At 67.6% G+C, this 24,172-nt stretch carries 23 protein-coding genes; 16 read left to right on the top strand and 7 right to left on the bottom strand.

Annotation, left to right across the window (positions count from 1 at the left end; all coding sequences use genetic code 11):
- Positions 1–106: 106 nt before the first annotated feature.
- Positions 107–1,741 (top strand): amidohydrolase, encoded by a 1,635-nt coding sequence (locus AB4Y94_RS05980; RefSeq protein WP_441726096.1) that lies wholly within the window; start codon positions 107–109, stop codon positions 1,739–1,741.
- 78 nt (positions 1,742–1,819) lie between these two features.
- Positions 1,820–2,716: an ABC transporter substrate-binding protein gene (locus AB4Y94_RS05975; protein WP_441726093.1), complete on the top strand. Its 897-nt coding sequence runs from the start codon at positions 1,820–1,822 to the stop codon at positions 2,714–2,716.
- A 74-nt stretch (positions 2,717–2,790) separates the two neighbouring features.
- On the opposite strand, the gene AB4Y94_RS05970 is transcribed toward AB4Y94_RS05975, so the two are convergent.
- On the bottom strand, positions 2,791–3,606 hold the full coding sequence (locus tag AB4Y94_RS05970; protein ID WP_441726090.1) for an alpha/beta fold hydrolase: 816 nt from the start codon (positions 3,604–3,606) through the stop codon (positions 2,791–2,793).
- A gap of 88 nt (positions 3,607–3,694) precedes the next feature.
- On the opposite strand from AB4Y94_RS05970, the gene AB4Y94_RS05965 reads away from it, so the two are divergent.
- The gene (locus tag AB4Y94_RS05965) at positions 3,695–4,258 is read left to right on the top strand and encodes a hypothetical protein (RefSeq protein WP_441726088.1); all 564 of its coding nucleotides are present in this window, start codon (positions 3,695–3,697) and stop codon (positions 4,256–4,258) included.
- 37 nt (positions 4,259–4,295) lie between these two features.
- Positions 4,296–5,216 carry an AEC family transporter gene (locus AB4Y94_RS05960; protein ID WP_441726085.1) on the top strand — a complete coding sequence of 307 codons (921 nt, stop codon included), beginning with the start codon at positions 4,296–4,298 and terminating at the stop codon, positions 5,214–5,216.
- Positions 5,217–5,242: 26 nt separating this feature from the next.
- Here AB4Y94_RS05960 and AB4Y94_RS05955 read toward each other — a convergent pair whose 3' ends face one another.
- Positions 5,243–6,079: an exodeoxyribonuclease III gene (locus AB4Y94_RS05955; RefSeq protein ID WP_441726082.1), complete on the bottom strand. Its 837-nt coding sequence runs from the start codon at positions 6,077–6,079 to the stop codon at positions 5,243–5,245.
- Positions 6,080–6,144: 65 nt separating this feature from the next.
- Here AB4Y94_RS05955 and fgd point away from each other — a divergent pair, with 65 nt between their 5' ends.
- The 4 genes from fgd to cofC are packed head-to-tail and all read left to right on the top strand — an operon-like array spanning position 6,145 to position 9,743.
- Positions 6,145–7,149 (top strand): glucose-6-phosphate dehydrogenase (coenzyme-F420), encoded by a 1,005-nt coding sequence (fgd, locus tag AB4Y94_RS05950; protein ID WP_441726079.1) that lies wholly within the window; start codon positions 6,145–6,147, stop codon positions 7,147–7,149.
- 4 nt (positions 7,150–7,153) lie between these two features.
- Positions 7,154–8,200 carry a TIGR03557 family F420-dependent LLM class oxidoreductase gene (locus tag AB4Y94_RS05945; RefSeq protein WP_441726075.1) on the top strand — a complete coding sequence of 349 codons (1,047 nt, stop codon included), beginning with the start codon at positions 7,154–7,156 and terminating at the stop codon, positions 8,198–8,200.
- A 2-nt stretch (positions 8,201–8,202) separates the two neighbouring features.
- A complete protein-coding gene (gene cofE / locus AB4Y94_RS05940) occupies positions 8,203–9,105 on the top strand; it encodes a coenzyme F420-0:L-glutamate ligase (protein ID WP_441726681.1) in 903 nt (300 codons plus the stop codon).
- Positions 9,102–9,743 carry a 2-phospho-L-lactate guanylyltransferase gene (gene cofC / locus AB4Y94_RS05935; protein ID WP_441726072.1) on the top strand — a complete coding sequence of 214 codons (642 nt, stop codon included), beginning with the start codon at positions 9,102–9,104 and terminating at the stop codon, positions 9,741–9,743. Before cofE ends, cofC begins: the two co-directional genes overlap by 4 nt.
- A 115-nt stretch (positions 9,744–9,858) precedes the next feature.
- Here the strand turns inward: cofC and cofD are convergent, their stop codons facing one another.
- From cofD to AB4Y94_RS05910, 5 genes are all read right to left on the bottom strand, one after another.
- Positions 9,859–10,848, bottom strand: a complete 990-nt coding sequence (gene cofD, locus AB4Y94_RS05930) for a 2-phospho-L-lactate transferase (RefSeq protein ID WP_441726069.1) — start codon at positions 10,846–10,848, stop codon at positions 9,859–9,861.
- Positions 10,849–10,859: 11 nt separating this feature from the next.
- Positions 10,860–11,669 carry an ABC transporter ATP-binding protein gene (locus AB4Y94_RS05925; protein WP_441726067.1) on the bottom strand — a complete coding sequence of 270 codons (810 nt, stop codon included), beginning with the start codon at positions 11,667–11,669 and terminating at the stop codon, positions 10,860–10,862.
- Positions 11,660–12,679 carry a putative F420-0 ABC transporter permease subunit gene (locus AB4Y94_RS05920; RefSeq protein ID WP_441726064.1) on the bottom strand — a complete coding sequence of 340 codons (1,020 nt, stop codon included), beginning with the start codon at positions 12,677–12,679 and terminating at the stop codon, positions 11,660–11,662. The genes AB4Y94_RS05925 and AB4Y94_RS05920 overlap by 10 nt, the downstream gene beginning before the upstream one ends.
- Positions 12,680–12,684: 5 nt before the next feature.
- Positions 12,685–13,716 (bottom strand): putative F420-0 ABC transporter substrate-binding protein, encoded by a 1,032-nt coding sequence (locus AB4Y94_RS05915; RefSeq protein WP_441726061.1) that lies wholly within the window; start codon positions 13,714–13,716, stop codon positions 12,685–12,687.
- Between the two features lie 226 nt (positions 13,717–13,942).
- Complete coding sequence (locus AB4Y94_RS05910; RefSeq protein WP_441726058.1) at positions 13,943–15,328, bottom strand: aminotransferase class I/II-fold pyridoxal phosphate-dependent enzyme; 1,386 nt, start codon at positions 15,326–15,328, stop codon at positions 13,943–13,945.
- A gap of 195 nt (positions 15,329–15,523) precedes the next feature.
- On the opposite strand from AB4Y94_RS05910, the gene AB4Y94_RS05905 reads away from it, so the two are divergent.
- The 8 genes from AB4Y94_RS05905 (at position 15,524) to AB4Y94_RS05870 (ending at position 24,152) form a co-directional block, all read left to right on the top strand.
- The gene (locus AB4Y94_RS05905) at positions 15,524–16,372 is read left to right on the top strand and encodes a nitrilase-related carbon-nitrogen hydrolase (RefSeq protein ID WP_441726055.1); all 849 of its coding nucleotides are present in this window, start codon (positions 15,524–15,526) and stop codon (positions 16,370–16,372) included.
- Between the two features lie 12 nt (positions 16,373–16,384).
- Positions 16,385–17,818, top strand: a complete 1,434-nt coding sequence (gene hydA, locus AB4Y94_RS05900) for a dihydropyrimidinase (protein WP_441726052.1) — start codon at positions 16,385–16,387, stop codon at positions 17,816–17,818.
- Positions 17,819–17,830: 12 nt separating this feature from the next.
- Positions 17,831–18,859, top strand: a complete 1,029-nt coding sequence (locus AB4Y94_RS05895; protein ID WP_441726050.1) for a TIGR03842 family LLM class F420-dependent oxidoreductase — start codon at positions 17,831–17,833, stop codon at positions 18,857–18,859.
- Positions 18,856–19,806 (top strand): ABC transporter permease, encoded by a 951-nt coding sequence (locus AB4Y94_RS05890; protein ID WP_441726049.1) that lies wholly within the window; start codon positions 18,856–18,858, stop codon positions 19,804–19,806. Before AB4Y94_RS05895 ends, AB4Y94_RS05890 begins: the two co-directional genes overlap by 4 nt.
- Positions 19,803–20,654 carry an ABC transporter ATP-binding protein gene (locus AB4Y94_RS05885; protein WP_441726046.1) on the top strand — a complete coding sequence of 284 codons (852 nt, stop codon included), beginning with the start codon at positions 19,803–19,805 and terminating at the stop codon, positions 20,652–20,654. The genes AB4Y94_RS05890 and AB4Y94_RS05885 overlap by 4 nt, the downstream gene beginning before the upstream one ends.
- A complete protein-coding gene (locus AB4Y94_RS05880; protein WP_441726043.1) occupies positions 20,651–21,415 on the top strand; it encodes an ABC transporter permease in 765 nt (254 codons plus the stop codon). Before AB4Y94_RS05885 ends, AB4Y94_RS05880 begins: the two co-directional genes overlap by 4 nt.
- An 80-nt stretch (positions 21,416–21,495) precedes the next feature.
- On the top strand, positions 21,496–22,653 hold the full coding sequence (locus tag AB4Y94_RS05875) for an ABC transporter substrate-binding protein (RefSeq protein WP_441726040.1): 1,158 nt from the start codon (positions 21,496–21,498) through the stop codon (positions 22,651–22,653).
- A 164-nt stretch (positions 22,654–22,817) separates the two neighbouring features.
- Entirely contained in the window at positions 22,818–24,152 is a 1,335-nt protein-coding gene (locus AB4Y94_RS05870; RefSeq protein ID WP_441726678.1) for an aspartate aminotransferase family protein, read from the top strand.
- The last annotated feature ends 20 nt before the right edge of the window (positions 24,153–24,172 follow it).

Below are 24,172 nucleotides of genomic sequence, written 5' to 3'. Positions count from 1 at the left end.
GAAATCGCTTAACGGAACGAATTCCGTGTGTCTTCGTGCAATACTCATGCCATATCACCGGTAGTGGAGTCAGGCTCGGTGGCGAGCCAGGGGGGATGCGGAGGACATGTCGACCCGCGCGGACACGGTTTTCACCAACGGTGCGGTTTTCGACGGCCATGAGTACCAACCCCAATCCGCTGTCGCCGTCGCCGGCGGAAGGATCGTCGCAGTGGGCGGCGAAGACTTCGCTGACCTCGTGGGGCCCCGCACCGAGATGATCGACGTTGGCGGCGCACTGCTGCTGCCGGGGTTCACCGATGCGCACATTCATCCCATCGAAGGCGGCCTGGAACGGATGCGATGCGACCTCTCCGCCGGGGAGAATCGTGCCGAATACCGCTCACTCATCCGCCGCTACTGCGTCGAGACGGATGCACCATGGATTCTCGGTGGCGGATGGCAGTTGGCTGCATTCCCCGGTGGAGTCCCCCTCGCATCCGAACTGGACCAGATCGTCAGCGATCGCCCGGTGTTCTTGTCCAGCCGCGATCACCACGCAGCCTGGGTCAACACCCGGGCGCTCGAAATGGCCGGAATCACGGCAGCCACCGACGACCCACCCGACGGCTGCATCGAGCGAGACCGCGCCGGAAACCCCACCGGAGTCCTCCAGGAGGGTGCCCGACTGCTGGTCTCCCGGATGATCCCTGAAGACACCGCGACCGAGAACTACCAAGCACTGTTGGCAGCGCAGAGCTATCTGCACACGTTCGGCATCACGGGTTGGCAAGATGCCCTCGTCGGGGATTACGGCAACCACAGCGACACCGGGGACGTCTATCTCGAGGCGGCTCAGAACGGTGACCTTACCGCGAAGGTCATCGCGGCGCTGTGGTGGGATCGAAATCGAGGCGTGGAGCAGTTGGCGGAGCTCGTGCACCGACGCGGGGAGCTGCAGCACGAACGATTCGCGGCCACCAGCGTCAAGATCATGCAGGACGGCATCCCAGAGAACCGAACCGCCGCCATGCTGGAGCCATACTGCGGGTCAGTCGGCAGCGGCACTTCCGGTCATTCCTTTATCGACCCGGTCGAACTGAAGGCGGTGATCGCTGCAGTGGACCTGGCAGGTTTCCAGGCCCACGTGCACGCCATCGGCGACCGTGCCGTGCGGGAATCACTCGACGCCTTCGAAACGGCACTGAGCTTGAACGGCTCGAACGATCACCGGCACCACCTTGCGCACCTGCAGATCGTGCATTCCGATGACGTCCCGCGTTTCGCCGCACTCGGGGTCACGGCGAATCTCCAGGCGCTCTGGGCGTCATTTGACCCGCAGATGGTCGAACTCAACCTGCCGGTTCTCGGCGCGGAGCGATCTGCCCGGCAGTACCCGTTCGGCGACCTCGCCCGGGCGGGAAGTCGTCTCTGTGCCGGCTCCGACTGGCCGGTCACCACCCCCGACCCGTGGGCAGCTCTCCATGTCGCGGTGAACCGCACTCTCCCCGCCTCGATGGCCGGCTTCAACCCCGAACCCTTCTACCCCCAGCAGGCGCTGGGGCTGACAACGGCCCTCCGCGCGTACACCCAGGGTTCGGCGTGGATCAACCACTCGAGCACGACCGGCGTCATCGCTGTCGGTGCCGCTGCGGATCTCTGTGTGACCGATCGCGACCCGTTCACTGGCCCGCCGTCGGAGATCGGAGCCACCCGAGTCGTCTCGACCTGGATCGACGGAAGGAGAGTTTTCGGAGCATGACCGGACGCCACCGGCGTCGCTTGCACACCCCGCCACCCCATCACTGGTTACCGTGATACCTCAGAAGAGAGAGTTCCTATGCGCATTCCCCGTACCCTGCCGACGCTGGCCTTCCTGGCATCCGCTGCCGTGCTGTTGACCGGCTGTGTCGATAATTCCGCCGCCGGCCAGCAGGACTCGAGTGCGGCCGCCAACGTCAAGCAGGATCAGGCAGCGGTGGCGCTGCTCCCCGACTCGGTCAAGACTGCCGGTGTTCTCACCATCGGCACCGATGCCACGTATGCGCCCAACGAGTACAAGGATGCCAACGGAGATCCCATCGGCTGGGAGGTGGAACTCGCTGACGCGATGGCAGCAAAGCTGGGCCTCACCACGAAGTACGAGGTCGCCAAGTTCGACAACATCCTCCCGGGCATCCTCGGCGGGAAGTATGACCTCGGCCTGTCCTCCTTCTTCGACACCCAGGAGCGGGAGAAACAAGTCGACATGGTCGACTACTACACGGCGGGCATCCAGTGGGCCACCCCCGCGGGCAAGTCGGTGGACCCGAACAACGCCTGTGGGGTGAAAGTTGCTGCGCAGAACGGTACGACGCAGGCGCTCGAGGACCTCCCGGCCAAGTCGAAAGCGTGCACCGATGCCGGCAAGCCCGCCATCGACATCCTCGGGTTCGACACCCAGGACGAGGCGTCGAACAACGTCGTCCTCGGTCGTGCCGATGCGATGACCGCTGACTCGCCCGTGATCCAGTACGCGGTGAAGCAGAGCGGCGGCAAGCTGGAACTTGCCGGCGATGTCTACGACGTGTTCTTCTACGGCATGCCGGTGGCGAAGGGCAGCGACAGTGTGGCCAAGGCTCTGCAAGCGTCGCTTCAATCGTTGCTGGACGACGGAACCTACCTGAAGATTCTCAGCAAGTGGGGAGTGGAACCCGGGGCCATCGACACGATCGGCCTCAACCAGGCGGACCGCTAGTCTCCACGCTGGCTCCGCGCGATCGCTGAATCGGCCGCGACGGGCTGGAGAACCGATACCCAGCCCGTCGCGACCTAAAGCGAGTGCTCGGCCAGCCACCCGGTGAGCACGCGGTTGAAATCAGCCGGGCGCTCGACGCTGGGCAGGTGGGCGGTCCCACGGAACGTGCATCCGCTCGCGTTAGGAATCGCCGACAACAGGTATTCGGACTGCGCCAGCGCCGGGGTGATGTCGAACTCGCCGACCGTCACCAGCGTGGGCACGTCGATGTCGACGACCCGGTCGAAGGCGGGTGGCTCAATCGGAAGCGGCGTCGGGTCCTCCTCGGCGTGCACCACGTTCACCCGGTTCAGCTCATACGCTGTCGCAACGAAGTCAGGGTCGAGGGCCTCCTCGGACCGGAGGGGCCCGAACGCCCACAGCTGCACCTCGAGTCGGGCCAACCGGTGCCAGTCTTCCGCGTCATAGGCGGCGTCGAGCGCGTCGAATAAGGCATCCTCCGCTTCGGTCAGTTCGACTTCCGGGAATCCGCTCGGACCCGAGCCCACGGTGACCAGGCCGGTGACCCGGCCGGGGCTTTCCACGGCGATATCGAGGGCGATCGACCCGCCGCGCGAACAGCCGATCAGTGTCGCCTTGGCCACTCCCAGGTGGTCGAGAACCGCCAGGGCGTCCGCGCGATTGGAGAATTCAACGTTCAGCGTCTCCGTCTGCCCGAATCCGCGGGTATCGAAGCGGATGACGAAATGGTCGGCAGCCAGCGCCTCGATCTGGGGATCCCACATCCGCAGGTTCGCAATGCCGGCGTGGATCAGCAGCAGTGCCGGCTGGGAGACGTGGCCGTCGGTCTCGTAATAGAGCGATGCGCCAGGAACCTCGATGTGCGGCATGGGTTGAGCGTAACCCGACGGATGCCGTCGGCGGTAGATCGCGAGTGCGTCGCCGGCTCCGCGCTGAGGCGCTGGTGAGGGTGAAGCCATGTCGAATGTGCATGACAGCCACGGCCCTGCTCGCTATGCCCGGCACTATGTTCCCGAGCGTCCGGTGCGCCGGATGCGACCGGTCGACCCGCACGTGCTGCGCCAGGCGCTCGCGGGCGGGGCGGTGGTCGTCGTGGTCAACCTGGTGACCGGGACGCTCTCGTTCCTCGGGGGCCTCGGCTGGGGGCTCGGCACCTTCGCTGCCGCGCAACTCGGGTTCGAGGCCGGCAGCGCGCTTCTCTTCGCCGCGGTGGCGGCGCTCACCGTCCTGTACGTCATGCCACTCGGACGCGCGCTCGGCACCGGATCGGTGCTGTCACGGGTCGCGCTCGGCGGCGGTATTGCCGCGGTTTTCCTGGCCGCGGCGATGATCGCCTGGACCCTGCTGGTCACCGGCGGAATGCCCGGCAATGACCTCATCTCCAGTGGGATCCTGCAGCCGATCGCGACCGGGCTGGTGAACACGGCACTGTTCGCGCTGGGGGTGTTGATCATCCGCTCGTTGCCGGATCAGCCGTGCGATGAGCCATCCGCGGCGCCGGTCCCGTCCAGGACCGCCTGATCCGTGCAGCCACACCCGCCCGCCTAGACTCGATGAAATGGGTGGAGTAGTCGTCGGGTTCGCGATCATCGGGTTCGTGATCCTGGTCGGCTACATCGTGCAACGGTCCGGCATCGCCGGCCCGCACGCCACGCTCGTGCTCAACCGCATCGCATTCTTTGTCGCAACCCCGGCGCTGCTGTTCACGGTGCTCTCCCACGCCGACGTGAGCGTGCTGCTCTCCTCGTTCCTCGCCACCATCTTCTGCAGCGTGATCGTCGGCGCTGTGGTCTACGTGGTGGCGTCACGGTTGTTCTTCCGCAATCCGGCGCCGGAAACCACGCTGGGCGCCACCTCGGCCACCTATGTCAATGCGAACAATATCGGCCTTCCGGTGGCGATGTACGTGCTCGGCAGCGCCCAATACGTTGCGCCGGTGCTGCTGCTGCAGTTGCTGGTGCTCGCGCCGCTCACCCTGGCGGTCCTCGACGTGACGACGCGGGGGAGGGCCTCCTTCGGGACGATCCTCTCCCAGCCGGTGCGCAACCCGATGATCATCGCGTCGCTGGCCGGAGCCCTCGTAGCGGCACTCGGAATTCACATCCCCGCCCCGGTGATGGCTCCTCTGGAGCTCATCGGCGGTGCGGCCATTCCGATGGTGTTGATGGCGTTCGGGATGTCGTTGCACGGCCAGCGGCCGCTGAAGAAGGGGACCGGCCGGAAGCAGGTGGTGGCGGCATCCGTCATCAAGGTGGCCGTGATGCCGGTCATCGCCTACCTGATCGGGCGGTTCGTCTTCGGGCTGACGGGTGGCGCGTTGTTCGCCGTGGTGACCGTGTCGGCGCTGCCGACCGCGCAGAATGTGTACAATTTCGCCGCCCGCTACCAGCGGGGCGTTGTCGTCGCGCGGGACACCGTTCTGGTCACGACCATCGCGTCGATCCCGGCGCTGCTGCTGGTCGCGGCACTCCTGGCCTGAGCACCGCCGGCCTGGGTGCAGCCGGGCTAGAAGATCATCGGGCGGTCGTCCTCGTCGCTCGCGACCTCCAGGTCGACGACCACCGGAACATGATCGCTCGGCGCGTCGCCCTTCCGCTCGTTGCGGTGGATGCTCGCGTCCGTCACCAGGTCGGCGAACGCCGGGGAGCCGAGGATGAAGTCGATGCGCATCCCCTCGTTGCGGGGGAATGCGAGCTGCTTGTAATCCCAGTAGGTGAACCCGTCGGGCACGATCGGCCGCACCACGTCAGTGAAACCGGCCGTCTCGAACGCATGGAACGCTGCGCGCTCCGGCGGTGAGATGTGGGTGGAGACGCCCGGGACCAGTCCGGGCACGTTCTGGTCGCTGTCGAACGGCGCCACGTTCCAGTCGCCCATCAGCGCCATCGCCCGCTGCGGGTGCGCGGCGAGCTCGGCCCTGGCGTGCTCCTCGAGCCGCGCCAGCCAGTCCAGCTTGTACACATAGTGCGGGTCATCGAGCGAGCGGCCGTTGGGCACATACAGGCTCCACAAGCGGATGTCGCCCACCGTCACGCCCAGGGCGCGCGCCTCCTGGGGGAGGCCTGGTCCCTCCTCGCCCTTGAGGAAGCCGGGCATGGCCGGAAACGCGGTGGCGACATCCGTCATCGGTTCCCGACTGGCGAAGGCGACGCCGTTCCACTGGCTGAAGCCGTGGATGACGAGCTCGTAGCCGGCCTCCTCGAACGCCTCGGCCGGGAACTGCTCGGGCTTGCACTTGATCTCCTGCATCGCCAGCACGTCGATGTCCTCGCGGACCAGCCAGTCGACGACGCGACGGGAGCGGGCACGGATCGAGTTGACGTTCCAGGTGGCGATTCGCATGACACACAGCCTATTGCCGTGCCAATTGTCAGTAGTGTCATTGCAAGGACAACGAGAGGGTCGCGATGTTGAAGTTGGGTTTGAAGGCATCCGCTGAGCAGTTCGCGCCGCGCGAACTGGTGGAATTGGGGGTGCTGGCCGAGGAGCACGGCTTCGACTCCGTGACGGTCAGTGATCATTTCCAGCCGTGGCGGCACGAGGGAGGGCATGCGCCCTTCTCGATCGCGTGGATGACTGCGGTGGGAGAGCGGACCAAGCGGGTGCAGATCGGCACGTCGGTGATGACACCGACCTTCCGCTACAACCCGGCCGTCGTCGCGCAGGCGTTCGCCACCATGGGCTGCCTCTACCCCGATCGTATTTTCCTCGGGGTGGGCACCGGTGAGGCGCTCAACGAGATCGCGACCGGTTTCACCGGCGAATGGCCCGAGTTCAAGGAGCGGTTCGCGCGCCTGCGTGAGGCCGTCGACCTGATGCGGGAGCTCTGGGTCGGTGACCGGGTCGACTTCGACGGCGAGTACTACCAGACCAGGGGCGCCTCGATCTATGACGTGCCGGAGGGTGGGATCCCGGTCTACGTCGCCGCCGGCGGCCCGTTTGTCGCCCGTTACGCGGGCCGAAGCGGTGATGGGTTCATCTGCACCTCCGGTAAGGGCATGGAGCTCTACACCGACAAACTACTGCCGGCCGTCGCTGAGGGCGCCGAGCAGGCCGGCCGTCCGGTCGATGACATCGACCGGATGATCGAGATCAAGATCTCCTACGACACTGACCCGGAGGCCGCCTTGGAGAACACCCGGTTCTGGGCTCCGCTCTCGCTCAGCCCGGAGCAGAAACACTCGATCGACGATCCGATCGAGATGGAGAAGGCGGCGGACGCCCTCCCGATCGAGCAGGTCGCAAAGCGATGGATCGTGGCCTCCGACCCGGACGAGGCGGTCGCGCTGATCAAGCCGTACCTCGACGCCGGCCTCAACCATCTCGTCTTCCACAACCCGGGCCGGGACCAGAAGCGCTTCCTCGACCTGTTCGAGCGTGACCTCGCGCCGCGGCTGCGCGCGCTCGGCTGAATCGATGGCCGCGGGTTCCATGACGGCGGGTCCACCGGCTCCTGGCGCACAGCCGCGCGTGCGGGTCGGCTACGCCGCGATGCTCGAGCAGTTCGCACCGGCCGAGGCCGTGTCACTGTCTGCGTACGCGGAGCAGCACGGGTTCAGCGGGGTGATGGCCGCAGACCACTTCCAGCCATGGGTTCCCGCCCAGGGCCAGTCCTCATTCGTCTGGAACGTGCTCACTGCGGTCGCCGAGCGCACCACCGGTGACTTCGGGCCCGGCGTCACCGCGCCCACGTTCCGCTACCACCCGGCGGTGGTGGCGCAGGCCTCCGCGACCCTGGCCGACATGTACCCTGGCCGGCACTGGCTCGGTATCGGCTCGGGCGAGGCCCTGAACGAACACATCGTCGGCGGCTACTGGCCTGAGGCCGCCGAGCGCATCAACCGCATGTTCGAGGCCGTGGAGGTCATCGGCAAGCTGTTCTCGGCGTCCGTTGCCGGACGGGACACCAAGCATTCCGGGCAGTTCTTCAAACTCGAATCCACGCGGCTGTGGACGATGCCTCCGGTTGCCCCGGAGATCCTTGTCGCCACCTCCGGGCCGGTCACGGCGAAACGGGCGGGACGCAACGCCGACGGCCTGATCACGGTCGGCGGCCCGCCGGAGAAGATCTCTGCGTTGATCAGCCGGTTCAACGAGGGCGCCCGCGACGCCGGCAAGGACCCGTCGACCATGCCCAAGGTGCTGCAACTGCATCTCAGCTGGGCCGACACTGACGAAGCGGCCATGGCGAACGCGCTACGGGAATGGCCCAACGGCGGAATGCGGTTTCCGAAGGCCGACATCCGCTCACCGTTCGAATTCGAGCAGATGGCGAAGATGGTGCGCCCGGAGGACTTCGGTGGCCGGATGGTCATCTCGGCCGACCCGGACGTGCACCGGGCGCACATCCAGGGCTTCGTCGACCTCGGTTTCGACCGGATCTACCTTCACAACGTCGGCCGCAACCAGCGTGAGTGGATCGACGTCTTCGGCCGTGACGTGCTGCCCAGGCTGGTGAGGTGAACATGCTCGAAGTCTTCGTGCTGGAGGGGATCGGGGAGATCACGGCGGGGGACGACCTCGCCGAGTTGATCCTGGGCGCGGCCGCCGGTTCTCCGGGCCGTGCGGCGGATGCCGACGGCCCGCTGCTCCGGGACGGCGACATCCTCGCCGTCACCAGCAAGATCGTGTCGAAGGCGGAGGGGCGCCTGGTCGCCGCCGCCGACCGCGAGCAGGCCATCGACGGCGAGACCGTGCGCGTGGTCGCGACCCGGGAGCATCCGTTCGGGGTCACGCGCATCGTCGAAAACCGGCAGGGCCTGGTGATGGCCGCTGCGGGAGTGGACGCCAGCAACACACCAGACGGGTACGTGTTGCTGCTGCCGGTGGATCCCGATAGGTCGGCGCGGGAACTCTGCGCGCGGCTGCGCGAACGCACCGGGCTCCGGCTCGGGGTGCTGGTCACGGACACCGCGGGGCGGGCCTGGCGGGAGGGCCAGACCGACATCGCGATCGGGGCAGCCGGGGTCGCCGTGCTCGACGACCTCCGCGGCACAGCGGATGCATTCGGACGCCGTCTCGACGTGACGGTCGCGGCGGTGGCCGACGAGGTCGCCGGGGCGGCCGACCTGGTCAAGGGGAAGACCAGCGGCAACCCGGTGGCCGTGGTGCGCGGGCTCGGCAGGCTGGTCGGCGACCTGGAGGCGGAGGGCGGCCAGGCCGGCCAGGGCGGCCAGGACCGGCTCGGAGCCCGCCTCCTGCAGCGGGCGGGAGCGACCGACATGTTCCGGCTCGGCACGGCGGAGGCGCACGCCGAAGGGTTTGCCGAGGGGAAACTGGCCGGGTTCGCCGATGGGCACGCCGATGGTTTCGCCGCGGGGCTGGCCGCCGCGCGGGCGGCCACCCCACTCCCTGGATCCGGAGCATGAGCTGGATCGCCATCGTCCCGGTCAAGGGGTCTCCCGCCGCCAAGAGCCGGCTCGGGGATCACCCCGCCCGCGCAGAACTGGCTGACGCCTTTGCGATCGACACCGTGAGCGCGTTGCTTTCGGCCTCTGTCATCGCGCGCGTGTTCGTGGTGACGGCTGATGGGTCGCTTGCTCCCCGGCTCACGGCGCTCGGTGCCGAAGTCCTCACCGAGTCCCCACCCGCGGGCGGCGTCGACCCGTTGAACGGGGCGATCAGGCAGGCGACGGATGCCGCGGTCGCCGCGTACCCCGACGCCCACGTGGCCATTTTCACCGGAGACCTCCCGGCACTCACCCGGGCGGACATCGAGACGGCCCTCGGACTGGCCGGCGCCCACGAACTGTCGATGGTGCCGGATGAGGAGGGCACCGGCACCACGGTCCTCCTGGCGCGCGCCGGGGTTCCCGCGGTGCCCCGATTCGGCACCGGCTCGCGGGCCGCGCACGAAGCGGCCGGGCATGTGGTACTGAATATGCCGCGCGGAGCATCTATTCGCCGCGACGTCGACACGGTGGGGGACCTCGCCGAGGCGCTGCACCTCGGCGTCGGGCCGCACACCAGCGCGCTGATCGCCCGCAGTGCGGATTTCGCGGGCTGACCCTCGCGCCCGCGGGCTGTGTGCTCGCTGAGGTACGGATAAGACACGTTCCCGAACCGAACGAAGGTGCTTTATCCGTACCTCAGTGCAGACGAGCGACGGCAACCCAGGTCGGTCAGCGCTCAGCGCCGATCGCGAGCACTTCGGCCGCGATGGCGGCAGAGGTGGGCACGTCGTGCATCCAGAGCGGAACGGCCGTTGCGCGGATGCCGGCGGCGTCCAGCGCAGGCAGGGCGGCGGCATCCGTTTCGTCCACCAGCCAGGCGTCCAGCAGGCCGCCGGACTCCCTTGACCCGTAGTGCAGCCCGACGGCGGCGGCCGACGTCTCGACGCCGATGACGCGCAGGCAGTGGTCCGCCATGCCGCGGACGGCGGACCCCCCGATGATCGGGGAGACCCCGACGACCCGCGCCGGTGTGCGCCGGAGTGCCTCACGGATGCCGGGCACGGCGAGGATGGTGCCCACCGAGACGACCGGGTTCGACGGCGGGATCACGACCAGGTCGGCGCTGTGGATCGCGTCCAGCACGCCGGGCGCCGCCGTCGCCTCGGCCAGGCCGACTTGGATGAATTCGGTGACCTCGACGTGGGCCCGGTACCGCACCCACCATTCCTCGAAGTGGACCAGGTCCCCGGCGTGGTGCTCGTCGACATCCGCTTCCAGCCGCACGTGGGTCTCCACCGGCTGGTCGCTCATCGGCAGCAGGCGGGCGCCCGGCTGCCAGCGTTCACAGAGCAGCGCAGTCGCCTCACTCAGGGTTGCGCCGGTGCGCAGCAGGTCGGTCCGGACGATGTGGGTGGCGAGGTCGAGGTCGCCGAGGGTGAACCACGACCACCCCCGGCCGTAGGCGCCGATCTCCTCCGAGGTGCGGCGGGACTCGCCGGCCCGCCCCCATCCCCACTCCTCGTTGATGCCGCCGCCGAGGGTGTACATGACGGTGTCGAGGTCGGGGCAGACCCGCAGCCCGTTCAGCCACAGGTCGTCGCCGGTGTTGACGATGACGGTCACTTCGGCGCGCGGATGCGAAGCGGCCAGCCGGTGCAGCAGGCCGCGGGTGAAGCGGGCGCCGCCGACGCCGCCGGCCAGCACGGTGATCTTCTTCATCTGCCCGATGCTCACTGCCTGTCGTCCGCCCCTCGGGTGTGGCCCGGCGAGAACACGATCAACGGATGCCCGCCGCGCGGGTGCGGGATCACGTCACAGTCGACCCCGTATACGGCCGCTATCGTTTCCGGCCGGAGTACCTCATCCGGGGTTCCGCTGGCCACCAGCTCGCCGTCGTCAAGCAGCAGCACGTGGTCGCAATAGGCTGCCGCCAGGTTCAGGTCGTGCATCGCGGCGACGCCGGTCAGGCCGAGCCCGCGCACCTGGCTGCCGACGAGATCGAGCAGCGACAGTTGCGCGCTGACGTCCAGGTGGTTGGTGGGTTCGTCCAGCAGCAGCAGGCTCGGCTGCTGGGCAAGGGCGCGAGCGATCTGCACCCGCTGCTGCTGGCCCCCGCTGAGAGTGTGCCAGGTGCGGTCGGCCAGGCCGCTCGCACCCACCGCGGCGAGCTGCTCGGTCACGATGCGCCGGTCCTCGTCCCGATCGAAGCTGCCGAGCAAGCGACTTCGGTGCGGGATTCGGCCCAGCAGCACCACCTGCTCCACGGTGAGCTCAGACGCCGGGGCGGCATTCTGCTCGAGCAGGGCGACGCGTCGGGCGACCAGCCGCCGCGGGAGCGAGATCAGTGGGACCCCGTCGTGGGAGACCGAGCCTGCTGTGGGCCTCTCGATACCGGCGATCAGGCGCAGCAGGGTGGACTTTCCCGCGCCGTTCGGGCCGAGGAGGCCGGTGACGGCGCCGTGCGGGATGGTCGTCGAGATATCGCGGAGGACCGATTGGCCGTCGATGGAGTGCGAGACACCGTACAGGATCACGCCCATGCTGCCGACCGCCTCCGCTTGATCAGCACGATGAACACCGGAACGCCGATGAACGCCGTGATGATGCCGACCGGCAGCTCGCGCGGGTCGAACACAGTGCGGGCCAGAGTGTCGGCGGTGACGAGGAAAATCGCGCCGACAACGGCTACCAGGGGAAGGAGACGGCGGTGGCCGGGGCCGCTCAGGCCGCGCACCAGGTGCGGCAGGATCAGGCCGACGAAGCCGATTGACCCGCTGACCGACACCATGGCGCCGGTCAGGAGGGCGACCGCTCCGAGCAGCGCCCACCGCGTGACGTTGACGTTGATGCCGAGCGATGTTGCGGCGGTGTCTCCGAATGCGAACGCGTCCAGACGGGTGGCCGCGAGCACGATCCCCGTTCCGACCACCACGAGGGCGCCGGCGGAGATGGCGACGCTGCCCCACGAGGCTCCCGCCACCGACCCCAGCAGCCAGTTGAGGATCTCCCGGTAGGAATCGCCCTTGGCCGACCAGAAAATGATGAAGGAGGTACCCGCGGCAGCCAGTTGGGCGACGGCGAGGCCGGAGAGCACCGCGCGGGACGGCGTGATCGTGCCGCCCACCCGGGCCACGCTGAGGGTGGCGACCAGGGCCGCCAGCGCGCCCAGGAACGCGGCGGCCGGCAGTGCGAACGCGAGACCGAGGATGACCACGCAGACTGCACCGAGCGAGGCCCCGGAGGAGAGGCCCAGAAGGTACGGGTCGGCGAGCGGGTTGCGGGTGATGCTCTGCATCACTGCGCCGCTCACCGCCAGTCCCGCGCCGACGGCGGCGGCGGTGAGCACGCGCGGCAGGCGCAGTTGCCAGACGATCGAGTCGGTGAGCGGCGCCACCGTGCCGGCCCCGGGGAAACCGAGGTGACCGGCGATGCTGCCGACGACATCCGCTAACGATACCGCTGCCGGCCCGATCGTCACAGCAACACCGACCACAACAGCCAGGAGGATGACCATGGCCGAGAGCCAGCCGCCATACCCGCTCCGCCCCATCCGCGCTACCTGGCGCTTGCCGGGGACAACGCGTCGAACTGTTCGACGACGGATGCCGCGGCCTCGACGTTCCGGATTCCTGCTTCTGTCGCCGCGAACGGCAGCACGATGTACCGCTTGTGCTTCACGGCGGTGAGATTCTGCGTGGCCGGGTTGGACTCCAGGGTCGCGATCTTGGCGGCTGCGGTATTCCAGGTGGCGTCCACCAGCACGATCACGTCCGGATCGGCGGCGATGACCGACTCCCATCCGACCGAGGTCCAGGTGTCGTGCACGCCGGCGAAGACGTTCGTGAGGCCGGCTGCCTTCATGATCATCTCCGGCGAGCCGATTCCTGCGCCCACGTACGGGGTGTCGGTGCCGCTGGAATACCAGAGGGCGGTCGGCTTACCGGAGAGGGGGACCAGAGCCGCGAGATCCGCCTGCTGCTGGGCCACCAGTGTGGCGGCGGTTGCCCGGGCGCCGAAGATATCCCCGGCCTGGCGGATCTCGTCGAAGACGGTGTCGAAGGTGAGCGGGTCTGGCATGTAGCCGTCGCCCTTGCAGGCGGCCGGGGAGACGTAGCTGCCGACGCCGATGCCGGCCAGGGCGTCCCGCTCGCCGACACCGTCGGCGGTGAAGTTGGACTCCCAGCCGCCGTAAACGAAGTCGGGTGCGAGGGCGAGGACAGCCTCCCGGCTGGGCAGGAAGTCGCTGATCACGTTGAGCTTCGCACCGCGCGCGGCGAGTGACGCGGCGAGCGACTCCGGCAGCGGCCCGTCAAGGAACGCCGAGCCGACAATGCGGTCGCCGAGGCCGAGCGCGAGCAGGAGCTCGGTGGTCGAGGACTTGACCGTGACGATCCGCTGCGGTGCTGCAGGCACCGTGACCTGGGTGCCGCAGTTGTCGAGCGTGACCGGGAACCCGGTTCGTGCCGCGCCGGTCGTTGTCGGCGTGGGGGCCGCAGGCACCGCGGCCGCGCAGCCACCGAGCAGGAGGGCGGTCGCCGCCGCCAGTGTGCCGGCGATGGTCAGAACAGAGGTGGTTCGGTGGCGCATGGCTCTCGATTCAGGTCGCGACAGTGGTGCGTGTCGGGGTGCGTGACGGGGTGCGTGACTGTGGTGCGGATGTGTCGCGCCGCCCGGAAAACACACGGGGCAGGCCGGGCGTGGGGCGGGACGGCACGAGGTGGGGCATGCCGCGCGAGGGGCGGCGAACACGCGACCTGCCTCCCAAAGCCGGGACGGCGCATCCGGTCAGAGCCAACCGGCGGTCACCGCAATCCTAGGCCCAACGCGTTTCGAGGGTGTGGACCCCGGGCGCCTGGGGCAGGGCAGCGGCGGCAAGGGCTCGAGCGACCGGCACCACGTCGTCGCGCAGCGCTCCGGCCGTCACGCGGACGAACGACTCGGCAGCGGCCGGGTCCCCCGGCGAGGACGCGAAGAACGGTGAGCCGCCCGCGACGCGGATGCCGGACGCCGCCAATTGCACGATGGCGTCGCGCTCGTCGGCGACCGGCAACCAGGTGTTGATGCCGTCCGCCTGTCGAACGGGCAGGCCGAAGCCGTTCAGGGCGTTGGCGAGCGCTTTCTGCCGGGCGAAATACATGTGCCGGGCTTCGCTGACCCGGGTGACACTGGCCGGGTCGGTGAGGAGGTCATGCAGGATCTTTTGCAGCATCCGGCTGGTCCAGCCGGGACCGAGCATCCGCCGGGAAACGATCGGGTCGACCAAGGAGGCCGGTCCACCGAGCGCGGCGATCCGGAGGTCGGGGCCGTGCGATTTGGAGAAGCTCCGCACGTGCAGTACCCGTTCCGGCAGCCAGGTGCCCAGGCTGACGTCGGGGGCGATGCTGATCTCGCCGGAATGGTCGTCTTCGATGACGACCGTGTCGGCGGTGCGCTTGTGCTTCTGCAGCAGGCGCGCGAGTTCCGCAGCGCGCTCGGCCGGCATGGAGGCACCGGTGGGGTTCTGTGCCCGCGGCTGGAGGATCACGGCGGATGGCGCCAGGGCGAGTGACTGGGCGAACGACTCCGGCACGATGCCGAATTCGTCCACCGCGACGGGCAGCCGTTCCACCCCCAGTTGGTCAAGCAGGTCGAAGAACGGCGGAAAACCCGGACTCTCGACGATCACTCGGTCGCCGAACCGGGTGACCGCCTCGAGGCTGCGGGAGATGGCGTCAAGCGCACCGTCCACGACGGTGATGGATTCCACCGGGTACGGCCAGGACTTCGCCAGGAGCGCCAGCAGCTCTGGGATCACCGGCAGGTCCTGGTAGCTCGGGGTGACGGCGCGCTCCGAGACCCGGGAGAGTGCGGGGCCGAGCTCGGGAAGCAACTCCGGATCCGGGGTGCCCCTGGACAGGTCGATCCGAGCCTGCTGCAGGCTTCCTGCCATCGACTGGCTCCGGGCCGGCAGCCAATGCGGCGCCTGGTCGCGCACGAACGTGCCGCTCCTGCCCTTCGACACGATCAGTCCGACGGAACCCAGTGCCTGCCAGGCGTGGCTGATCGTGGCCGGACTGACAGCGAGGGCGACGGCGAACTCGCGCACCGTCGGCAGCCGGTCGCCGGCGACCAGGCGACCTGAGGTGATCATCCGCCCGAGCGCCGCCGCGATCCCGGCGGGGGTGCGGTGCTCGATTTCGTCGAGGAAAGTCTGCATCATCTCTTGCCCTTACCCGATCTGCCCGACAGGATGATTAACGCGTGCGTCATAAACAGAAACACATCAGAAATGTTTACGTCGAATAATAACAAAACCGGACAACGCAGTCCCGTTCGACTGAAACTCATTTCGGCGCTGCACTCCCTAGCTCAGCGCCGAGCGTGCAATTGACAATGCAGAGTGTGGAGGCAACAAATGACCGTAGTTCGAGCCGCAATCACCCAGACCACGTGGACGGGTGACAAGGAATCGATGATCGCAAAGCACGAGCAGTTCGCTCGGGACGCTGCGGCTGATGGCGCGCAGATCATCTGCTTCCAGGAATTGTTCTACGGCCCGTATTTCGGCATCACGCAGGACAAGAAGTATTACTCGTACGCGGAGCCGGCCGACGGACCGATCGTGCAACGGTTCGCCGCCCTGGCCAAGGAGTTGAACCTGGTGATGGTCCTGCCGATCTACGAGGAGGACATGCCGGGGGTCTACTACAACACCGCCGTCGTTGTCGATTCTGACGGCACAATCCTGGGTAAGTACCGGAAGCACCACATCCCGCACCTCGACCGGTTCTGGGAGAAGTTCTATTTCCGGCCGGGCAACCTCGGCTACCCGGTGTTCGAGACATCCGTCGGCCCGGTCGGCGTGTACATCTGCTACGACCGCCACTTCCCGGAGGGCTGGCGTGAACTGGGCCTGAACGGCGCGCAGATCGTGTTCAACCCCAATGCGACAAAGCCGGGCCTCTCCAACCGGTTGTGGCAGCTCGAGCAGCCGGCCGCCGCCGCGGCCAACGGTTACTTCGTCGCCGCGCCCAACCGGGTCGGCACCGAGGACAACGAGTACGGCGACCTCGCCGTCACCTTCTACGGCAACAGCCAGTTCGCCGATCCGCAGGGCAACATCGTCGGGGAATACGGCAGCGGCGACTCCGAGGAGATCGTCATCCGAGACCTCGACCTCGACATGATCCGGCAGGTCCGCGACGACTGGCAGTTCTACCGTGACCGCCGTCCGGACTCCTACACGTCGATCCCGCAGCCGTAACGAAGGGCCGTCATGAAAACCCTCATCAAGAACGGCACCATCGTCAACTCCACCGGGCAAGGCCGCGCCGACGTGCTGATCGACGGCGAGACAATCGCCGCCGTGCTCGCCCCCGGCTCAACCCTGCTCGGATTCGACGTGGAGAACAACGTGGACACGGTCATCGACGCCGCAGGCAAGTACGTGATTCCCGGCGGCATCGACGCCCATACCCACATGGAGATGCCGTTCGGCGGCACCAACGCCAGCGACACGTTCGAGACCGGCACGCGCGCCGCCGCGTGGGGCGGAACCACCAGCATCGTCGACTTCATTGTGCAGTACCCCGACCAGAACGTGCTCGACCAGTACAAGCTGTGGCACGAGAAGGCGGCGGGCAATTGCGCGATCGACTACGGTTTCCACCAGATCCTCTCCGATGTGCAGGAGTCCTCGCTCACAGCGATGGATGAGCTCATCGACGAGGGGGTGACCAGCTTCAAGCTGTTCATGGCCTACAAGGGCATCTTCCTCTCCGACGACGGACAGATCCTGCGCGCATTCCAGAAGGGCGCCCAGAACGGCGCGATGATGATGATGCACGCCGAGAACGGCGCCATCATCGACGTGCTGGTCAAGCAGGCGCTCGAGGCCGGCAACACCTCGCCCTACTTCCACGGGCTCACCCGCCCGTGGCAGGCCGAAGAGGAGGCCACCCACCGCGCGATCATGATCGCCGACCTCACCGGCGCGCCGCTCTACGTGGTGCACGTGTCCGCCAAGCAGGCGGTGGACCAGATCGCCGCGGCCCGCGACCGGGGGATGAACGTCTTCGGCGAGACCTGCCCGCAGTACCTCTACCTGTCGCTGGAGGAGCAGCTCGGTGCCCAGAGCGCGGAGTGGGGCGACTTCGAGGGCGCCAAGTGGGTGTGTTCGACGCCGCTCCGCTCGAAGGCGGAGGGCCACCAGCACCACATGTGGCAGAGCCTGCGCACGAACGACATCCAGATGGTCTCCACAGACCATTGCCCGTTCTGCATGAAGGGCCAGAAAGACATGGGGATCGGCGATTTCTCGAAGATCCCCAACGGAATCGGCTCCGTCGAACACCGGATGGACCTGCTCTACCAGGGTGTGGTCGACAAGAAGATCTCGCTCGAACGCTGGGTGGAGGTGACCTCAACCACGCCCGCGCGGATGTTCGGCATGTACGGCAAGAAGGGTGTGATCCAGCCCGGCGCCGACGGCGACGTGGTCGTCTATGACCCTGCCGGGCACACCTCGATCGGTGTGGACAAGACCCACCACATGAACATGGACTACTCGGCCTGGGAGGGATTCGAGATCGACGGCCACGTCGACACCGTCATCTCCCGCGGCAAGGTCGTGATCGACAACAACCAGTACCTCGGCACCAAGGGCGACGGCAAGTACGTCAAACGCGGCCTGAGCCAATACCTGATCTAGACAGGACAGCGCATGGATTTTGGAGCAGTTCTCCAGACCAACCCGCCGTCGGCGCGCACCGTGCAGCTGGCCAGGCTGGCCGAGGACCACGGATTCAGCCATGTCTGGACTTTCGATTCGCACCTGCTCTGGCAGGAGCCATATGTGATCTACAGCAAGATCCTCGCCGAGACGCGCAAGGTCATTGTCGGCCCGATGGTCACCAACCCGGCCACGCGGGACTGGACCGTGACCGCATCGACCTATGCGACCCTCAACGAGATGTACGGCAACCGCACCATCTGCGGCATCGGCCGGGGGGACTCCGCGGTGCGGGTCACCGGCGGCGAACCCACGACGCTGAAGACCCTCCGGGAGTCGGTCCACGTCATCCGTGAGCTCGCGAACTCCCGGTCTGTGGAGTACAACGGCGCCACCCTGCAGTTCCCCTGGAGCCACGGCTCCAGCCTCGACGTCTGGGTCGCGGCGTACGGACCCCTGGCGTTGAAGCTCGCCGGGGAGGTGGGCGACGGGTTCATCCTGCAGCTGGCCGACCTCGACATCGCAGAGTGGATGATCACGACGGTGCGGAACGCCGCGGCCACCGTCGGGCGCGACCCGCTGTCCGTCAAGTTCTGCGTGGCCGCACCCATGTACATCGGTCCAGACACCCCGGAGTCGGTGGCGCACATGCGCGACCAGTGCCGTTGGTTCGGCGGGATGGTCGGCAACCATGTGGCCGACATCGTGGCGAAATACGGCGCAGACTCCAACGTTCCCACGGCGCTGACCGACTACATCGCCGGTCGCGCGGACTACGACTACAACGAACACGGCCGGGCCGGGAACACCCACACCCAGTTCGTGCCCGACGAGATCGTCGACCGGTTCTGCCTCTTAGGCACCGCGGAGCAGCACATCGAGAAACTCCAGAAGCTCAAGGCCATCGGTGTCGACCAGTTCGCCGGCTACCTCCAGCACGACAACAAGGAGGAGACCCTCCGCGTGTACGGGGAGACGGTGATCCCCGCGATGTCCGATCACATCCTGGCGAAGTCATGACGCAGGCATCCGTCGCCCCCACCGCTTCGCGCGGCCAAACCCTGAACGCGCGCCGCAGAGACCCGCAGCGCGAGCAGGGAACCATAGCGCGACGGATGCTGGTGGGCGCGCTGGGCGTGGTGGCGCTCGCCGCGGTGTGGGAGTTGTACAAGCTGCTCGGTCCGAAGGACGGCGTGGTCGTCGGTACGCTCACGGTCCTGCCGCGGACCACGGACCTGGCGATGCCGCACGTCTGGACGATGTTCGCCCGCGTGCTCGAACCGGTCACCGGCGCGACGAACGCCCTCCCGATGTGGCAGGCCGTATTGCAGGCCTCACTGTTCACCCTCGGCATCGCGGCGGTCGGCTGGCTGGTCGGGGTGAGCGTCGGCATGGCCCTGGCGCTGCTGATGCAGCGGTTCCGGCTCGCCGAATCGGCGGTGCTGCCCTGGATCATCCTGAGCCAGACCGTGCCGTTGATCGCAATCGCCCCCCTGGTGCGGCGGTGGGGCGCTCAGATCCACTTCGGCGCATTCGACTGGGAGAACTGGATGTCGGTGGCGCTCATCGCGTCCTACCTCGCGTTCTTCCCGGTCTCGATCGGCGCGTTGCGCGGCCTCGCATCACCCGATGCCGCCCACGTCGACCTGATGCGCTGCTACTCCGTCGGCTGGTGGAAGACCCTGTGGCGGCTGCGGTTGCCGGCCAGCGTCGGGTACCTGCTGCCCGCGCTCCGCCTGGCGGCGGCATCCGCTGTCATCGGCGCCGTGGTGGCAGAGGTGTCGATCGGGCTCCGCGGCGGTATCGGGCGGCTGATCGTGGAGTACGCCGGCTCGGCAGGTGGTGACCCCGGCAAGCCCTGGGCACCCATCTTCGGATCCGTCCTGGTGGGTCTCGTCGCCGCCGCATTCGTGGGCCTGATCGGCCTGTTCCTTCGTCGTTTCCGCAGGGGAGAAGTTGCAGCATGACTGAAACCGCACCAGCAGGCCGGGAAGCGGCCGGAGCCGTTGGCGCGCTCGCCGTGGAAGTGAACGGTGTGAGCCGGATCTTCACGGGCAAGAAAGGCGCCACCGTCACCGCGCTCGACGACGTGAGCCTCACGGTCGCTCCCGGCGAGTTCGTCTCACTGATCGGCCCGAGCGGATGCGGCAAGTCCACCCTGATGCGCCTGATCGCCGACCTCGACAGTCCGAGCAGCGGGGACATCCGGGTTTTCGGCACCTCGGCCCGGCAGGCGCGGATCAACCAGAAGTACGGCATCGCATTCCAGCAGGCGGGGCTGCTGCCGTGGCGCACCGTCGCGGGCAACATCGAACTGCCGCTGGAGTTGCACGGAGCCGGCAAGTCGGCCCGGCAGGCGCGCGTTCGCGAGCTCATCGAACTGGTCAGCCTCACCGACTTCGCCGGGCACTACCCGGACGAGCTCTCCGGCGGCATGCAGCAGCGCGTCGCCATCGCCAGGGCACTAGCCGAAAGTCCCAGCCTGCTGCTGATGGATGAACCGTTCGGCGCGCTCGACGAGATGACCCGGGAGCGGATGCAGAACGAGCTGGTGCGAATCTGCGGGGAGACCAGTGCCGCGGTGGTCTTCGTCACCCACTCGATCCCGGAGGCGGTGTTCCTCTCCGACCGGGTGGTGGTGATGTCGCCGCGACCCGGTCGCATCCGTGACGTCCTGAACGTCAGGCTCGGCGAGACCGGCGCCCGCGGCGAGAACCTCCGCGAGGAGGAGTCCTTTTTCCAGGCGGTCAGTGCCGTGCGGGAACTGCTGCACGGTGACGCTCCGGTGGGTGTGCGGGGGGTCGAGACACGATGAGGGAAGGATCGCTGGTTCGTACCGCTGTCGCGCCGGTCCTGCTCGGCATCGTCGCCGTGCTGCTGTGGCAGGGCGCGGTGAGCGCACTCGATATCAAGCCGTTCATCCTCCCCGGCCCCGTGCAGATCGGCCAGCAGTTCGCCGCGAATATCGACAACGTCGTCGCCGGCATGGCCGTCACCGGCTGGAACGCCCTGGTCGGACTGGTCATCGGCACGATCCTCGGCATCCTGGCCGCCATCGTCGCGGCGCTGGTCAGGGTCGTCGACGGGCTGGCCGCGCCGATCGTGGCCTCGCTTGCGGTGGTGCCGATCGTGGCCCTCGCCCCGGTGCTGTACACGATGTTCGGCGCCGGCGCCGAGACGGCCCGGCAGATCGTGGCCGGGCTGGCCGTGTTCGTTCCGGTCTACTTCAACACGCTCAAGGGGCTCCGCCAGGTGCGCCCGGTGCACCGCGACCTGATGCGGTCGTACGCGTCGACACGGTGGCAGGCCACCCGCACGGTGACCCTGCCGACCGCCCTTCCGTTCGTCTTCACGGGACTTCGGATCGCGTCGTCGCTCGCGGTCATCTCCGCGCTGATTGCCGAGTATTTCGGTGGTCCGGTCGGCGGCCTCGGCCGGGCGATCACCTCATCCGCTGCCAGCAGCAATTACGGGCTGGCCTGGGCGTACGTGCTCGGCTCCATCATCCTGGGGCTCGTCTTCTACTGCGCAGCGCTCGGCCTGGAGAAGCTGGCCACCCGCCGCCACGGCGGATAGTTTCCACCCCGCACGCGCGGAGCGGACCGATTGCACCACAAGCAGGCAGCACCCACGAACGGCCAAGCAAGGAGGAACACATGAAACACAGCACACGATGGCTGGGAACGGCGGGCGCGCTCGCCGCCGCCAGCGCCCTTGTCCTCAGCGGATGCAGCACCGGCGGGTCCGGCGGCTCCGGCGGCGGCAGCGATTCCGGGTCTGCCTCCTCCACCCCGGTGACCTTGCAGTTGCAGTGGGTGGCCCAGGCGCAATTCGCCGGGTACTACGCCGCCCTCGACCAGGGGTATTACAAGGACGAGGGGCTCGATGTCACGATCCAGGAAGGCGGACCGGACATCGTTCCGCAGGACGTCCTCGCCTCCGGCGACGTCGACTACGCGATCTCCTGGGTGCCGAAGGTGCTCGGCTCGATCGAGCAGGGCGCCAACATCACCGACGTGGCCCAGATCTTCGAACGCAGCGCCACCACACAGATCTCGTTCAAGGACAAGGGCATCACCAAGCCGGCCGACCTCAAGGGTAAGAACGTGGGCAGCTGGGGCTTCGGCAACGAGTGGGAGCTGTTCGCCGGCATGCAGAAGGCCGGCGTCCAGGTCGGCGACATCAACCTGGTGCAGCAGGCGTTCGACATGACCGGGTTCCTCTCCGGTGACATCGACGCCGCCCAGGCGATGACCTATAACGAGTATGCGCAGGTGCTGGAGAGCAAGAACCCGGCTACCGGCAAGCTCTACCAGCCGGACGAACTCAACGTCATCAACTGGAATGACGTCGGCACGGCCATGCTGCAGGATGCGATCTGGGCGAACGCCGACAAGCTGGCGTCTGACAAGGACTACGCCGACACCACGGTGAAGTTCATCAAGGCCTCGATCAAGGGCTGGATCTACGCCGCAGACCACCCGGAGGACGCGGCCAAGATCGTCACCGCCGCCGGGTCCACCCTCGGCCAGAGCCACCAGCTGTGGATGACGAACGAGGTCAGCAAGCTGATCTTCCCGTCGACCAACGGCGTCGGGCTGATCGACGAGACCGCCTGGAAGAACACGGTCGACATCGCGATGAACACCAAGAACGAGACCGGCGCCACCATCATCACGAAGGACCCGCCGAAGACGGCGTACTCGAACACGTACGTGCAGAAGGCCCTCGACGAGCTCACCAAGGAAGGCGTCGACGTGAAGGGCGCCGGCTGGAAGCCGATCGACGTCACCCTCAACGCGGGCGGCAACTGACCGGCGACGTCCACCACCACCGCTTCGCGCTGCGGATCCTTGCACGCGCGCATGGCACGCCCACAGCGTGCGGCTGAATCCGCAGCGCGAAGCACCCACAACACCGCACCACCCGTTTCCGAGAGAAAGACACGATATTCGTGAACGAAACCACACAGGCCGGAATCAGCGCGGACTCCTGGCTTGACGCCGGCGGCGCGCAAGACGCCCGCACCCTCGAACTCGACCGCGACCACGTCTTCCACTCCTGGTCGGCGCAGGCGGCACTGAAGCCGCTCGTGATCGCCGGGGGACTGGGCTCCCGGGCCTGGGACCATTCGGGCAAGATCTACCTCGACTTCTCCAGCCAGCTGGTGAACCTCAATGTCGGCCACCAGCATCCGTCGGTGGTCAACGCCATCATCGAACAGGCCAGGACCCTCGCCACGATCGCCCCGGCCACCGCGAACCTGGCCCGCGGCGAGGCCGCCCGGCGCATCACCGATCGCGCCCCTGAGGGCTTCAACAAGGTCTTCTTCACCAACGGCGGAGCGGATGCCAACGAGAACGCGATGAGGATGGCCCGCCTCCACACCGGTCGGGACAAGGTACTCTCGCACTACCGCTCCTACCACGGCAACACCGGCGCCGCGATCGTCGCCACCGGCGACTGGCGCCGCGCGCCGAACGAGTTCGCCCGCGGCCACGTGCACTTCTTCGGGCCCTACCTCTACCGCAGCGAGTTCTGGGCGACCACGCCGGAACAGGAATCCGAGCGCGCCCTGCACCACCTCGAACGGGTGATCCAGAGCGAAGGCGCCTCCACGATCGCCGCCGTGCTGATCGAGTCAGTGCCCGGCACCGCCGGGGTGCTCCTGCCGCCGCCCGGCTACCTTGCCGGAGTGCGGGAGCTCTGCGACCGGTACGGGATCATGCTGATCCTCGACGAGGTGATGGTGGGCTTCGGGCGCACCGGCCGCTGGTTCGCGTTCGAAAGCTCAGGCGTCGTACCCGACCTGATCACCTTCGCCAAGGGCGTCAACTCCGGCTATGTCCCCACCGGCGGCGTGATCATCTCCGACGACATCGCCCGCGACTTCGACGAGACCGTCTTCCCCGGCGGACTCACCTACAGCGGTCATCCGCTGGCGATGGCGTCGATCGTCGGTGCCCTCGACGCGATGGAGGACGAGGGCATCGTCGACAATGCCGCGCGGGTCGGGAGCGACGTGCTCGGGCCGGGGCTCGCCCGGCTGCAGGAGAAGCACCAGATCATCGGCGAAATCCGCGGGGAAGGGGTGTTCTGGGCGATGGAACTGGTCGCCGACCGCGCCACCCGCGCGCCAGTGGGTGCCGCGGTGATGGGCCGGATCAAGGCCGAGTTGCTCGGCCGCGGGCTCCTCCCGTTCATCCAGGACAACCGCATCCACGTGGTGCCGCCGTGCATCATCACCGACGACGAGGTCGCAGAAGGCCTCGCCATCTACGACGCGGTGCTCAGCCTGGATCTCCAGGGCTGATCTCGCACCCCGTTACCGAC

It is taken from the genome of Glaciibacter sp. 2TAF33, from assembly GCF_052114945.1.
Taxonomy (GTDB): domain Bacteria; phylum Actinomycetota; class Actinomycetes; order Actinomycetales; family Microbacteriaceae; genus Cryobacterium.
Note: the sequence above shows the minus strand (reverse complement) of the source record. Positions and strands in the feature narration are given on the sequence as shown.